13 protein-coding genes are annotated in these 13,206 nt (G+C 62.2%); 1 reads left to right on the top strand and 12 read right to left on the bottom strand.

From position 1 onward, the window contains the following. Nucleotides 1–92 precede the first annotated feature (92 nt). On the top strand, nucleotides 93–1,016 hold the full coding sequence (locus NJ75_RS05250) for an intradiol ring-cleavage dioxygenase (RefSeq protein ID WP_039332138.1): 924 nt from the start codon (nucleotides 93–95) through the stop codon (nucleotides 1,014–1,016). A 70-nt stretch (nucleotides 1,017–1,086) separates the two neighbouring features. Here the strand turns inward: NJ75_RS05250 and NJ75_RS05245 are convergent, their stop codons facing one another. From NJ75_RS05245 to NJ75_RS05190, 12 genes are all read right to left on the bottom strand, one after another. Further along, nucleotides 1,087–2,094: a zinc-binding dehydrogenase gene (locus NJ75_RS05245; protein ID WP_039332137.1), complete on the bottom strand. Its 1,008-nt coding sequence runs from the start codon at nucleotides 2,092–2,094 to the stop codon at nucleotides 1,087–1,089. Nucleotides 2,095–2,104: 10 nt separating this feature from the next. Further along, nucleotides 2,105–2,944: an SDR family NAD(P)-dependent oxidoreductase gene (locus NJ75_RS05240; RefSeq protein ID WP_039332135.1), complete on the bottom strand. Its 840-nt coding sequence runs from the start codon at nucleotides 2,942–2,944 to the stop codon at nucleotides 2,105–2,107. Between the two features lie 26 nt (nucleotides 2,945–2,970). After that, nucleotides 2,971–4,047 (bottom strand): aromatic ring-hydroxylating dioxygenase subunit alpha, encoded by a 1,077-nt coding sequence (locus NJ75_RS05235; RefSeq protein ID WP_052242038.1) that lies wholly within the window; start codon nucleotides 4,045–4,047, stop codon nucleotides 2,971–2,973. Between the two features lie 10 nt (nucleotides 4,048–4,057). Next, nucleotides 4,058–4,591: a 2,4'-dihydroxyacetophenone dioxygenase family protein gene (locus tag NJ75_RS05230; RefSeq protein WP_039332133.1), complete on the bottom strand. Its 534-nt coding sequence runs from the start codon at nucleotides 4,589–4,591 to the stop codon at nucleotides 4,058–4,060. 7 nt (nucleotides 4,592–4,598) lie between these two features. Next, entirely contained in the window at nucleotides 4,599–5,144 is a 546-nt protein-coding gene (locus NJ75_RS05225; protein WP_039332131.1) for a 2,4'-dihydroxyacetophenone dioxygenase family protein, read from the bottom strand. A gap of 13 nt (nucleotides 5,145–5,157) precedes the next feature. Continuing rightward, nucleotides 5,158–5,691 (bottom strand): 2,4'-dihydroxyacetophenone dioxygenase family protein, encoded by a 534-nt coding sequence (locus tag NJ75_RS05220; protein WP_039332130.1) that lies wholly within the window; start codon nucleotides 5,689–5,691, stop codon nucleotides 5,158–5,160. A 74-nt stretch (nucleotides 5,692–5,765) separates the two neighbouring features. Beyond that, nucleotides 5,766–8,270, bottom strand: coding sequence for a TonB-dependent receptor (locus NJ75_RS05215; RefSeq protein ID WP_039332129.1), 2,505 nt, complete (start codon nucleotides 8,268–8,270; stop codon nucleotides 5,766–5,768). Between the two features lie 150 nt (nucleotides 8,271–8,420). Then, the gene (locus NJ75_RS05210) at nucleotides 8,421–9,362 is read right to left on the bottom strand and encodes a helix-turn-helix domain-containing protein (RefSeq protein WP_039332128.1); all 942 of its coding nucleotides are present in this window, start codon (nucleotides 9,360–9,362) and stop codon (nucleotides 8,421–8,423) included. 17 nt (nucleotides 9,363–9,379) lie between these two features. Further along, nucleotides 9,380–10,621, bottom strand: coding sequence for an MFS transporter (locus tag NJ75_RS05205; protein WP_039332126.1), 1,242 nt, complete (start codon nucleotides 10,619–10,621; stop codon nucleotides 9,380–9,382). A 34-nt stretch (nucleotides 10,622–10,655) separates the two neighbouring features. Beyond that, entirely contained in the window at nucleotides 10,656–11,201 is a 546-nt protein-coding gene (locus NJ75_RS05200; RefSeq protein ID WP_039332124.1) for a VOC family protein, read from the bottom strand. Nucleotides 11,202–11,255: 54 nt separating this feature from the next. Further along, a complete protein-coding gene (locus tag NJ75_RS05195) occupies nucleotides 11,256–12,269 on the bottom strand; it encodes a zinc-dependent alcohol dehydrogenase family protein (RefSeq protein ID WP_039332122.1) in 1,014 nt (337 codons plus the stop codon). Between the two features lie 85 nt (nucleotides 12,270–12,354). Then, nucleotides 12,355–13,155, bottom strand: a complete 801-nt coding sequence (locus tag NJ75_RS05190; RefSeq protein WP_039332120.1) for an IclR family transcriptional regulator domain-containing protein — start codon at nucleotides 13,153–13,155, stop codon at nucleotides 12,355–12,357. Between the last annotated feature and the right edge of the window lie 51 nt (nucleotides 13,156–13,206).

Raw genomic sequence — 13,206 nt, 5'->3', positions numbered from 1 at the left:
ACTCAAGCCAGGTCTTGGTGAAGGGTTTCGATCCGCAGGACGTTAGACATCGGCAAACGATGATATCAGCGGGACAAAGGGACAGACATCCAATGCAGCATGGCGACATCACCGAAGACACCTCGCACGACCATCAGTCCGAGGGTCTTGCTGCCGATCTAGCCCAGATCGAACGCCTGCGAGTGGGACGGCGTCGCGCCCTTGCCCTCTTCGGCTCGGCCGGCGGCAGCGCATTGCTGTTTGGCTGCGGCGGCAGCGATGGGGCAGCATCAAGCACAACGACAGTAACAACCAGCACCGCAACGGCAACGGCGACAGCTTCGGCGACTGCAACTGCGACAGCTACTGCGACTGCTGGCACCTGCACCGTCCCCGCGACCGAGACCAACGGTCCCTACCCGGCAGACGGTACGAACACCACCTCTGGCCTTACCTCGAACGCTCTTACAGCCAGCGGAATCGTCCGAAGCGACATCAGGTCCAGCTTCCTCGGCAGTTCGACAGCCACCGCCGTCGGCGTTCAACTGACGCTTACGCTGACCGTGGTCGACGTGAACAACGGTTGTGCCCCACTTGCCGGTTACGCCGTATATATCTGGCACTGCACGGCAGATGGGTATTATTCGCTCTATACCCTGCCGAATGCAAGCTACCTGCGGGGCGTGCAGGTAACCGATACCAACGGGCAGGTTACATTCACCACGATCTTCCCGGGGTGCTATTCCGGCCGCTACCCGCACATCCACTTCGAGGTGTTCTCAAGCCTCGCCAACGCGACCAACGCGAATTACGCCCGACTGATTTCGCAGCTCGCACTGCCTGCGGCAGCCTGCAACGAAGTCTATGCACTTTCGGCGTATCCAAGCAGCAAGACGAACTTTGCAAACGTTACGCTTTCCAGCGACAACGTCTTCGGCGACAACACCGACGCACAGCTCGCGGTAATGACACCCACGGTGACCGGCTCGACAACTACGGGGTACACCGGCACGACGACCATCGGCATCGCAACCTGACGGTCCTGCGGTGCCGAGCCTAGCCTTCAACCTTGCCCTGAAAAGGCTCAGCCTCAGCAAGTCTCACACATCATTGCCCGGGATCTATCAGCACCTTGCACTGATGCGTACGCTTGCGCAGGCTCTCGAACACGTCTGGCGTTGCGGCGAGCGAGATCGTGTCGGTTACCAGCAGACGTGGTTCGACGGCGCCGCGGTCAAGGGCGTCAAGTGCTGCCTCGTACTCCTGCCGGGTGAAGAAGGCAGAGGTCACGAGCTTCACCTGCTTTGACAGCATGGCGAAGCTGTTGATGCTGTCAGGACGGGTGCAGAGGCCTAGCAGTGTGATCGTGCCATCGTTGCGCACCTGATCCACAGCCTGGGCGATAAGACCCGGAACCCCGACGCATTCGAACACGACATCGGCCTTGCCGCCGAGCGCGCGGTCGGCGCTGCCAACGGGATCGGCGGGCTCTACCACGAAATCATGGGCCCCCATCAGCAGCGCACGATCGCGCTGCCAGTCGGCAAGGTCCTGCACGACTACGCGCCCCGCCCCGAACCTCCGCGCCCAGAAGGCCACAGCAAGACCAATGGGCCCGGCCCCCAGGACCAGCACCTTGTCACCGATCTTCATTCGGCTGAGCACGACGCCGTGGAGTGCAACTGCCAGCGGTTCGACGATCGCGCCATCGGCGAGGCTGGCGCTGGATGGCAGGCGCACGCACTGGTTCGGACGGGTCAGGGCGTATTCGGCGTACCCCCCGCCCTGCAAGCCAAAGCGCTCGCACCACTGGACTTCGCCAGTCTGGCAGGCATGGCAGTGGCCGCAGCTTTGCAGCGGTATTACCGAGACCAGATCGCCGTTGCGCAGACCTTCGACGCCCTTGCCGAGAGCGACGACCTCGCCAGCGAATTCATGGCCGAGCACCGAACCGGCACCCTGCCCATAGGCCGGGTCCTCGGTCATGTGCAGATCCGAACCGCAGATGCCGCAGCGGCCGACCTTTACCACGACATCGCCCTCCCCCGGCGTCGGGTCGGCGATGGTCTCGACGGCCAAGGGCTTGTGCAGCCCCTGCATCACGGCGGCGCGCATAACGGGGTCCTTACTTGTACTTGCCGAGCATCATGCCACCGTCGATCACCACGTGGCTGCCGGTCATGTAGTCCGAAGCATCCGAGGCGAGCAGCAGCGCAAGCGGCTTGAGTTGGTCTGTCTCTGCAACCGAACCGAGCGGGACGATGGCGTCCCATGCGGCCCGAGCGACCGGGTCTTTCTTGAGCCAACCGCCGCCGATGTTGGTGACGAACGGGCCCGGAGCAATGGCATTGATGCGGATCTTGAACTCGGCGAGTTCGAGGCCGAGCGCGCGCACCATGTGAAGAACGCCAGCCTTGGCTGGCATGTAGGGCAAGCCGACAATCGGTTCGGTGACGAGCCCGGCGTTGGACGCGGTGGTGATGATCGAGCCCCCGCTACGACCGCTGGCACGCCCCCCCTTCTTCATGATCCGCACGGCGTTGCTCACGGTATAGAACACGCCGTTGAGGTTGACCTGGATCGAACGGTCCCAGCGGTTGTGATCGTAAGTATCGACCTGGCCATCATCGTTGCGGTGGCCTGCCGGGTTCCAGAAGCCGGCGCCGGTGTCGATGCCGGCGTTGGCGAAACAGATGTCGAGCCCACCATAAGCGCTATCGTGCGCGTCGAAGGCGGCGACGACGTTCTCCCAGTTGGAAACGTCCAGTTGATCGGAGCGGACTTCATACCCCTCGCTCCGCAACCTTGCCGCTTCCCGGGCAGCGCCATCTGCATCGATGTCGGTCAGCGTCACTGCAGCGCCCGCCTCCGCCATGGCCTCGGCATAGGCGAGGCCGATCCCCGATGCGCCGCCGGTTACAAGCGCCGAGCGCCCCTTGATGTCGAACTTGTCGAGCGTTCCCATTTGCATCCTCTTGTTCTTGGTTTCGTTCAGGCAGCGGCGCTGGCCTCGCGCTCGCGGTCGATCAGGCGCTGCAGCATCCGGCGGGCCCGCACGCCGCCGCCGTCTCCACCGAGAATGACCGGGCGCAGATCCCAGAAGTCTGCCCCGCGCATCAGGCGGTGGCTGTCACGGATGATCGGCATGTCCTCCTGCTCGAACGCGAATTCGAGCGCGCCGCGCATGGCCGCCGTGAACTCGGCATCGCCCAGCTTGTAGTCGCGGGCCGTCGCCCAGAAATAGTGAGTGGTGTCGGGCGTTTCTGGCGTGAAAGCGTGCAGCGAGGGCAGCAGCGTACACTCCTCACGAGGGGTGCCAGGATCGCCGGCGCGGAAGTCGAAGTAGAGCACTGCGGGTGCGTGCCATTGGACGAGGCCGTAGAAGTCCTGCCGGCGCCCCTCGGTCCCCATGACCGCCGAGATGCCGACCGAGAGGTGATCGTTCAGGCGGATGTATTCGGCGAAGACGCTGCTGCCATTCTGCCAGAACTTGCGCTCACCTTCTGTAAAAGCACTGGCGACCAGCGCGGGATGGACGAAGTTGGCGTGGCTGAGATCGAGGATGTTGTCGCTGTAGAGCTCGTAATGCCCTTCGGCGACGGTTACGCCACGGACGGCTTCCCACTTCGGGTCCGAGAGCCAGGAGAAGTCCGGGATCAGTGAGGCGTCGGCCTTTGCCGCGTCGCCCATCCAGATCCAGAGCAGGGCATGGCGTTCGACAAGGGGGTAGACCTGAAGGTTCGCATCGGGCAGTTGGCCGCCCGGGTGCGGGTTGTGGACGCACACACCCGCGCCGCTGAAGCGCAGGCCGTGATACGGGCACATCAGCGCGCCATCCACCACCGTACCATGACCGAGCGGCGCGAAGCGATGGGGGCAGCGGCCGGTGATGGCCTGCGCCACGCCTGCTGCGTCGCGGAACAGGGCTACCGGCTCTTCAAGGAACGTGCGCTGCTGCGGCTGTGTACCTAGATCGCTCGCCCAGCCTGCCACGTACCAGGTGTTGCGCAGGTATGTCCCCCGTGGCTCCTGCCCGAGCCGCGGAACCGGTGCCCTCTCCTCGCTCACGATCGCAGCGTCAGAGATAGAGGGCGGGGTTGATCGCGATGTTGTGCTCGCGGCAGTAGCTTTCGTAGTGGTTCATGAACCACCAGACATCGAGCGTTTCGACGTGATTGCCGTGCTCGTCGAAGAACTCGTTCGCACCCTGCATGTGGAACAGCGCCTTCATGCCGTTCGGGTCGTCAGTGACGAGGGTGTGCGCGGTGCCCGGCGTCTCGGTAATGAAGTCGCCGGGGCGGCAAACCCAGTCATATTCGAGATAGCGGAACGATCCTTCGAGGCCGATCGCCCAGACCTTGCCGCGGTGCTTGTGCGTGCCGATGACGCCCGGTCCCTTGATCCACAGCACGTTGACGTAGACGTTCTCGCGGACGTCGAATGCAAGGTGACGGATGGCCGCGTTGTCACCGAAGGGAACCCACGGGCTCTCGACTTCCGACGAGCCGACGTAGGTGCCTTCAACACCCTTGGCGCGAATCAGGTCACCGTAGAGTTCCGGAACATTGACGATCTTGTAGGCACCCGATGGGGGTGCGGTCATGGTACCCATGGCAGCCTCAGAGATAGAGCTTGGGGTTGATGGCGATGCCGTTCTCGCGGCAGTACGTTTCGTAGTGGTTGATGAACCACCAGACGTCGGTGGTGTCGACCAGAACGGCATTCTCGTCGTAGAATTCGATGGGGCCCTGCATCCAGCCGAACAGCTTGCAACCTTCCGGGTGGTCGGTGACGAGCGTATGGCTCTCGCCGGGCGTCTCAAGGATCAGACCGCCCGGTGTGGCAACCCAATCGTACTCGAGATAGCGGACGCTGCCTTCGAGGCAGACCATGGTGATGGTGCCGCGATGGAAGTGCGTGCCGATGACGCCCGGCCCCTTCACCCACAGGATGTTCGAGAACAGGTTCTGGCGCACATCAAACGCGAGGTGCTTGATCGCGGCGTTTTCACCGAACGGCACCCACGGGCTGTCGACGTCGGTCTGCGCGTCGATGTAGCGACCGCCGGGGCTGAGGCGTTTGACCAGGTCCTTGTGCGCGAAAGGAACATCGACGATCTCGGCCTTGTCCGAGGGCGGCGCGGTCATCACGGTGGCGGTGCTCATTGTGCAGGTCCTCTCAACGGATCAGCGTGTCGACATAGTCGGCGCCGATTCCGACGGCGTCATAGTGTTCGCGCGCTGCCTTCATGTAGTCGAACACGTCGTAGTGGCCGACAGTGTTGCCCTCTTCATCGAGCCACATGAGCGGGCCGGAGACGACGAAGAAAACCTTCATCGGGTCCTCATGCTCGTAGCAGACCAGCGTATGGCTCTCGCCCGGGGTTTCATAGACGAAGTCACCGGCAGTGGCGGTCCAGCTGTGCTCGAGGTAGGCCCACTTGCCGCTGATCGTGTAGGCCCAGATCGGATGCGGGTGATAGTGGCGGTTCACCAGACCCGCCTGCTTGCTCATCAGCACGTCCGCCCACATGTTCTTTGCCGGGCTGATCCAGACGGGCTTGGAAAATACCGTTTCGGAGATTGGCACCCAGTAGCGCTCGTCGCCCTCGGCGATCTTGGGCATGTAGACTTCGGGCAGACCGCCTTCACGGAAGACCTTGTCGACCGGCTTGATGTCCTTCCAGAACTCTGTGTGCGCCGCTTCAGGCATTGTCTCTCTCCGTATTGATGGACGCGGGCGAAGCCGAAGGGGATACGACCCCGCCCGCGCACTCGTTCAGTTTATCAGAACTCCACGCCGAGACGCGCGAACCACTCACGCGGGCGGCTGTAGGTGCCGTAGAACTGACCACCGGCAATCTGGGCCTGGCCAGTGACCAGATAACGCTCGTCGGTGATGTTAGTCATGCCCACAGTCAGGTCCCAGTGGTTGCCCGACTTGTAGGTGATGTTGCCGTTGATGATGTCAGTCGGCCCACGCTGGAGCAGGTAGGCGCGCTCGGTATCATTCCAAAGCGACGTGGTGTGTGTCCAGTCAGCCAGCACGACAAGCTTGGAATCCCCGCCCATCGAAAGTTCGTAGCGCGGGCTGACGTTGAACTTCCACTTCGGCGTCTTGGGCAGATCGGCACCCGGGAACACGCCAGCCTGGAACGGATTTGCAGCAACCTGCGCTCCTGCAAGAACCGCAGTATAGTACGAGTCCGTGTAACCGACCGAGGCATTGATCAGGAAGCCATCCGTCGGAGCTGCGACGACCTCGACTTCAAAGCCCTTGATGCGCGCATCGCCGGCGTTCTGAATGGTCGGCGAAACGCCCTGCTGGAAGTTCAGCTGGATGCCCTTGTAGTCGGTGAGGAACGCAGCTGCGTTGATCTGCAGGCGACGATCCAGAAGCATCGACTTCACGCCCACTTCCCAGGTCGTTGCCTTCTCCTCGTTGAAGTCAGGCGCGGTTGGCAGCGGGTTGGAGAGGCGTGTCGTCCAGCCACCGGTCTTGTAGCCCTTCGACCAGCTGGCGTAGAGCATGGCGTCTTCGGTCGGGTGATACTGAAGGCCGATCTTGGGCGAGAAATCGCTGAACGACTTACGCTGCGTTCCGGCGACGTAGTAGCGCAGTGGCTGACCTTGATTGGGGAAACCGGCAGCGATACGGCATGCATCGGAGATCGGATTGATCGAGGCGCACTGCGGCACGCCGATCTGATTCAGGATCTTGTAGGTCAGGCCGTTGGCATCCGATTGGAAGCCCTCGAAGGTCTTGTTTTCCTTGGTGTAGCGACCGCCGATGGTGATGCCGAACTGTTCGGTGGGACGGTAGTCGATCTGGCCGAAGAAGGCATAATTCTTGGTCGAAAGATCGTTCGGACCGTCAACCTGCAGCAGACCTTCGGCGAACGTCACGTAGTCGTGAAGGTCGCCCGCTTCCTTGAAGAAGTATGCGCCCAGAACGTAATTCAGCTTCTTGTCCATCGCCGAACCATTGAGCTGCAGTTCCTGGCTGAACTGCCACTGGTTCATGGTGAAGCTGGTGTGCAGGAAGTTCAGCGGCGAACCGTCGAGGTCCATGCCGGCGTTCCAGTGCAGTTCACGATAGGCCGTGATCGACTTGACCATCATCGTGTCCGAAAGATCGAACTCGATGGTGCCCGAACCGCCGTAGGTCTTCAGCTTCGAGTAGTTGTTGCCGTTCGCATACGACACGTCGATGTCCTTGGACACGAAACGGTCGTCGTAAGGCAGGCGATTGTTGGCCGGATTGGCATCGGCGTTGACGCCGAAGACGGTCGGATTGTCAAAAATGCTGTTCAGGCCGCCGATGCCACCAATGTACGCAAACGAGGGCGGACCACCACCGCAATCGCCAACGACAACGCCCTGAATGGCGCAGTTGTAGGTGCCTGCGAACACGGCCGGGGTCGTCTTGATCAGCGTATTGGCGAGCTGGGACTGGTCGATGTTGCTGTAGTCACCCGAAACGGTGACCCGCAGGTTCGACTTGTTGTCGTAGCGCAGCTTGCCGCGCAGGTTCCAGCTGTTGTCGCCGCCTTCGCTGCCGTAGCCGATATTGTTGTAACCAGCGGCCTTGTAATTGGTGATCGGCGTAGAGGCGAAGTTGTTCGCGCCGGGGAATGCAACGCGCTTGACGTAACCGTCGCGGTTCTTGGTTGCAAAGCTGACCGACGCTGCAAGACCGTCAGTCAGCGGCAGGTCCGCTGTGCCACGGGTCTGTACGAGGCCGAAACGGCCAGTCGTGATATCACCCTTGAAACGGAACTCGTCGCCCGGATCGTGCGTGACGATAGAGATTGCGCCGCCGATGGTGTTACGACCGAACAGCGTGCCCTGCGGGCCCTTGAGCACTTCGATGCGCTCCACGTCGGGAAGATCCTGGTTCGCACCGACCGAACGGGCGAGATAGACGCCGTCGAGATAGACACCCACGCCCGGATCGATGTTGAACGCGAAGTCGTTCGCGCCGATGCCACGGATATAGGCCGAGAGAACCGCCGACGAACCCGAGAACGGCGTACCGGCGTCCAGCGTGACGTTGGGCGAAATGTTCAAAAGACCCGCAACGCTGCCGACGGCACGTTCCTGCAGAGCATCTGCGCTGAATGCGGAAATCGCGATCGGCACGTCCTGGACGTTCTCCGCGCGCTTCTGTGCAGTCACGACAATCTGGGCGATGCCGCCGCCGCTGTCTTCGGCCTGAGCCTGATCCTGTGCAAACGCTGGCGCCGCAAGGACCGTCGCCATGGCTGCAATGGAAACCGATGCTATTCTCATGGTTTTCCTCTCCCTGTTTATGTCCGAAAGGGGCCCCTGCCCCGGAATTTCGCCAGCTTGATAGGCACTGGCGGAACTTGTCGCTTGCACTCACGCGCAAGCTGATCAGGACTGCCGCGCAAAAGTCCTGCTGCGCGGCATTCCCTTACGTCATGCTGGTGACTTTCTGCCCATTCGCCAGTCGCGCGGGGCAGCGCCGAACTGCTGCCGGAAGCAGCGCGTGAAGTAGGCACTGTCATTGAAGCCCAGCTCGAATGCGATCTCGGTTATGCTGGAATCGGGTCTGGCCACCAGCCTGTCAGCCGCGCGGCGCAGGCGCTGATCAAGGATGTAGGCCGTGGGCGTAGTACCCATCGCCGCGAAGATGTTCTGCACCGTACGAACCGATATGCTGCAGGCATCGGCTATGGACGTAGTGCGCAGGGCCGGGTCCTCAAGGTTGGCTGCAACCATTGCCAGCACGCGGCGGCGCATGTCGGCCTCGCCTGCGTCGGTTGAAGGACGCTGCGCCCCGCGTACGGCCATTGCGGCGAGATCATAGAATACGGCGTTGACACCGATTTCCCATTCCGGATCCTCTGAGGCGCGCTCGCCCTGCTGCCACAACGAAAGCAGGAAATCGTGGAACACGCGCCCGCCAGGCGTCGCGCCGCACATGCGTTGCATCAGCGCATCATCGATGCCCGGAAAACGCTCGGCCAGAGGCGCTCGCGGAAACTCGACCACAAGCAGTTCGTGGCCTGTGAGGCGGATCGCATAAGGCTGGTGCGGGCTGGCGAGAACGAAATCGCCCGGCTGGAGTGTGCATTCGCTGCGCCCCTGCATATGCTGGCTGTTGCCGCGGCATTGAAGGTGGAGGATCAGGCGCTCGTCATTCTGTGGCAGAGGATTGCGCCCTACTGCCGAGTGGGATGAATCCGTGCGGATCATGTCGAGCTCGCCGACGCGCCAGGACAGCATCTTCCCCGCGAAGTCTTCTCCCGGCACGTTGACGAATGTGCCCGTAAAGGCCCGATCGGCAATCTCGTTCCAATATCGCGCCCGATCATGGGGAGCCACGTCAGCAGTGTGAAATTTGAGAAGCGCACCCATGGTTCTTCTCCGTCGTGTCAGGCGATCGAGGGGATCGCGTTGCCGGAGCGCCGCGCAACGACGCGCGGTGCGGATTCGATAAGTCCAAGTGTCAGGAAGCCCGCCAGCACGGTGCAGCCGAGCATCAGCCACAGCGGGGCAGCAAGACCGTAAGCGTCAGCCAAGGTTCCGGCGAGGAACGGGGACAGAACCCCGCCGAGCACCTCGCCTGTCCCCATGACGACGCCTGTGAGCGTTGCGGTCAACCGCGGGTCGACCGATTCCGACGGGATCGTGGCCATGAACATCGGGAAAAGCCCGTTGAGGCCCCAGCCGAAGAAGAAGATCGCTGCGAGGACCCACGCAGACCCTTCGTAATAAAGGCCACCCAAGGGCAGGATCACACCAAGGAAAGAGAAAAAGATCATCACCGGGCGGCGGCCAATGACGTCGGAGATCGCCGGTACAGCGAAGCTGCCCAGACCCGCGGAAATCCCGAGCGTTGCCATCAGCCAGCTCATTGTGTCCGGATCAAACCCGCGCGCCTTGGTCAGGAACAGCGGCATGAAGGCCCAGCACACAACCAGATAGGAAACCAGCAGGATCGAGATCAGGGCACAAAGGATCACGTTGCGATGGCCAAATGCCTCACGCAGCGTGACTTTGGGTGCGGTGTCGTCATGCGCCTCCACCGGCGGCTCGCGCAGCGTGAACCAGATCAGGGCCGCCGTCACGAGTCCGGGGAGCGCAGCCAGGTAGAAGCCGGTTCTCCAACCAACGGCAACAGCGACGGGCACCAACAGCAAGGGCGCAAGTCCCGAACCGAGCAGATTGGAACCCAGGTTCTGCGCAACCCCCATGGCAAGGCCGCGGCGCTCAGGGGCGACCTCGGCAACAATGATAGAATGGCTGACCGGCATGACACCACCCTCGGCAGCCCCCATCAAGAGGCGCGCGCCAAGCAGCATCAGAAACGAAGAGGCGGCGCCAGAGATGAAGGAGCACAAGCAGAATGCCACCGTCGCCACTACAACCACGGGCTTGCGCGACCCCAGCTTGTCCGAGATGCGCCCGACCAACAGGCCCGACAGCGCCCAAGTGAGCGACAGGGCCGAGCTGAACATGCCGACTTGCGTGTTGCTCAATTGCAGGTCCGGCTGGACGAACGGCATCAGGAAGTTGAGCGCGTTCCGGTCAAAGAACAGGATGCCGAAATTGAGGCTGAGGAGCGCGGTAACCCACACCTGATAGCCGCTGCCTCTTGCCTGTGTGCCCTTCATCCCGATCTCCCGTCCCTGCTATCGTTGTTATGGTTCAGATGAATGGACGGACCGGGTCGGCGCCATCCCACCCTTGCGAAGCCTGCCACATTGCCGTGAAATGCGCGTCCATCCCGGGCGTGGCCGGGATCAGTTCAAGAAAGCCCGGTGCCGCAGCATTCCCCCCTTCCAGATAGGCGACGCTGCCGCCTGTCGGCACAGCAGCCTTGAACGCAAGCTTGTAGCCCCGTGCGAGATAGCCGGGCAGTTCAGCCTCTACGTCCTCGTAGGCGATGCCGAAGTGGTGGAAGCCGTAGCCGCTCTTCTCGATGGTTTCGCGGTAAACGGACGGGTTGCCGTCAAGAGGCTGTATCAGTTCGACCTGCATGTGACCGATGAAGCCCATCGCGATCGTGACATCTGCGTTCGATGGCGCGCCCCGATAAAACTGGTCGGGACCGAGAAAATGGTCGAGCAGGAAGAACGGCCCGGCGGCGCAATCCTTCTGGAAGTGCGCGATCGACGCGCGGACATCCTCGACCACGAACGCGGTCTGCATGACGCCGCCGAACGGCTGGCCGAAGCCGAGCATCCTTGCCATTTCTGTCCTCTCCGCACGCCCCGCCTCTGGCGGACGGAAGCGTACCAAATGCTGCTAAAGCGTGATTGCGACCTTGCCGAACAAGCCTGCCGATGACTGGTAAGCGTAAGCGTCGCGGGCCTTCTCGATGGGGAATACCTTGTCGACCACGGGCTCGATCCCATGCTGGTCAATGAAGGCATTCAGGCGCTCGGCCATGCCTTTGGAACCGACGAAAATGCCGCGGATCGAGGCCCCCTTGAACATCAGGCCGTGCGGGTTGGTGTCGCCCTCGCGCGTCAGCACGCCGATCAGGGCGATTTCGCCCGCGAAGCCGACCGCGGCGATGGATTGCTTGAGCGTACCTGCGCCTCCCACCTCGACGACCTTGTCAACGCCGCCACCAGCGAGCCGTGCTGCTTCGGCACCCCACTCGGGCGTGGTGCGGTAATTGATCACATGATCGACACCCAGCGCTTTCACCCGCTCGAGCTTCTCGTCCGAGGACGAAGTGGCGATGACGGTGGCACCTGCCGCCTTGGCAATCTGCAGCGCCAGGAGAGAGACGCCCCCGGTGCCAAGAACCAGGACGGTGTCCCCCGCCTTTACCGGGCGCGGTCCCTCCATGAGGGCGTTCCACGCTGTGACACCGGCGCAGGGCAGACAGGCCGCCTGCGTGAAGTCCAAGGTTTCAGCCAGCGGGACAACGCCATGCTCGGGCAGGACAACATAATCCTGCAGCATGCCCGGCGCAGGCGGTGCGCCAAGGGCTGCGCCCATGCCGGGGTTGGGCGGGCCGTCCATCCAGTCCTGGAAGAATATACCGGCCACGCGGTCACCCACCTTGAGCGAGGCAACGCCCTCGCCCACCGCGGCAATCTCGCCGGCGCCGTCGGAAAGCGGTACGGTATCCTGCTGTACGACACCGCCCATGTAGAAGCCGAGCGGAATGATCTGGTCGCGGTAGTTCAGCGAGCACGCACGAACGCGCACCAGCACTTCGCCCGGACCGGGCTGCGGAATGTCGGTCTCGTCCAGCCGCAGATCATTCAGCGACGTAGAGCCTGCGGCTATCACCCACTGGCGCATCGGCATTTTCTCCCTGTGAGACGATCATCACCGATCCAGCGTCACAAATTAATCAGTTGGACAAACCGATTTCACGGAGTGAAACCTAGTTTGGGTTGGCTTCGAGCGCCGCCGCGATTGCTCGCGCAGTTGCCTTCAAAGCTTCCAGATGTCTCTGGACAACTGCTTCGTCCGCTCCCCGCCTGCCCGGCCAGGTCACGTTGATGGTTGCTATTGGCGATCCACCCACCATGATCGGTACAGCCATCGACCGTCGCCCGTCTCGCAAGACGAGTTGCTTCGACCGATCTGGCCAGGGCAGCAGCGGATCGCGGGTTGCATACCCCCGCTGCTTTACCTGCTGCAGCATCTGCCGAAGCTCAGCCTCGCTGCCGTCAGGTGGATTGGCGGGGCGAAGGCGGTCGATGATCGAGTCGCGCTCGGCATCTCCGCATGCCGCCAAGTATGCTCTCCCAGTCGCGGTATGGATGTAGGATAGCTTGACGCCCACTGGACCGAGAATAGCAGAATCCAGCCGGAAAAGCGGGCTGTTGGTCTCGAGGATCTCCATGTGATCAAGCCGCGGGGCGGCCAGCACGGACGGCCAGGCCACCCTTGTCGAAAGCGCCTTCAGGTGTGGAGAAGCGACTTCGGCAATATGCGCAGCTGAGGTGAAAGACGCGCGTTCGATCCGATCGACATGCGGAAGGTAGGCACCATCTGCCAGACGCTGCCAAACCAGCCCTTTTTGCCCGAGGGTGACAAGCATTCGCAGCAAGGTCGCTTTGGGCAACCCCGTCGCCTGATGGAGTTCGTGCAGGCTTGCCGCCTTGCGCGTCTGCACCTCAATCAACACGTCCAGTCCACGCTCGAGCGCGCGCACGGTCTTGACCCTGCGTTCCAGCATCCATCCTGCTCCGGCAAATTCTGCGTTTCACCTTATGCAACGCAAAATCAC

This window comes from Novosphingobium subterraneum (assembly GCF_000807925.1).
Classification (GTDB): Bacteria; Pseudomonadota; Alphaproteobacteria; order Sphingomonadales; family Sphingomonadaceae; genus Novosphingobium; species Novosphingobium subterraneum.
Note: the sequence above shows the minus strand (reverse complement) of the source record. Positions and strands in the feature narration are given on the sequence as shown.

Excerpts from the sequence above, each read along its gene's own strand:
- NJ75_RS05250 (WP_039332138.1), top strand. The coding sequence starts at position 93 with ATGCAGCATGGCGACATCACCGAAGACACCTCGCACGACCATCAGTCC.
- NJ75_RS05245 (WP_039332137.1), bottom strand. The coding sequence starts at position 2,094 with ATGCGCGCCGCCGTGATGCAGGGGCTGCACAAGCCCTTGGCCGTCGAG.
- NJ75_RS05240 (WP_039332135.1), bottom strand. The coding sequence starts at position 2,944 with ATGGGAACGCTCGACAAGTTCGACATCAAGGGGCGCTCGGCGCTTGTA.
- NJ75_RS05230 (WP_039332133.1), bottom strand. The coding sequence starts at position 4,591 with ATGGGTACCATGACCGCACCCCCATCGGGTGCCTACAAGATCGTCAAT.
- NJ75_RS05225 (WP_039332131.1), bottom strand. The coding sequence starts at position 5,144 with ATGAGCACCGCCACCGTGATGACCGCGCCGCCCTCGGACAAGGCCGAG.
- NJ75_RS05220 (WP_039332130.1), bottom strand. The coding sequence starts at position 5,691 with ATGCCTGAAGCGGCGCACACAGAGTTCTGGAAGGACATCAAGCCGGTC.
- NJ75_RS05215 (WP_039332129.1), bottom strand. The coding sequence starts at position 8,270 with ATGAGAATAGCATCGGTTTCCATTGCAGCCATGGCGACGGTCCTTGCG.
- NJ75_RS05210 (WP_039332128.1), bottom strand. The coding sequence starts at position 9,362 with ATGGGTGCGCTTCTCAAATTTCACACTGCTGACGTGGCTCCCCATGAT.
- NJ75_RS05205 (WP_039332126.1), bottom strand. The coding sequence starts at position 10,621 with ATGAAGGGCACACAGGCAAGAGGCAGCGGCTATCAGGTGTGGGTTACC.
- NJ75_RS05200 (WP_039332124.1), bottom strand. The coding sequence starts at position 11,201 with ATGGCAAGGATGCTCGGCTTCGGCCAGCCGTTCGGCGGCGTCATGCAG.
- NJ75_RS05195 (WP_039332122.1), bottom strand. The coding sequence starts at position 12,269 with ATGCGCCAGTGGGTGATAGCCGCAGGCTCTACGTCGCTGAATGATCTG.
- NJ75_RS05190 (WP_039332120.1), bottom strand. The coding sequence starts at position 13,155 with ATGCTGGAACGCAGGGTCAAGACCGTGCGCGCGCTCGAGCGTGGACTG.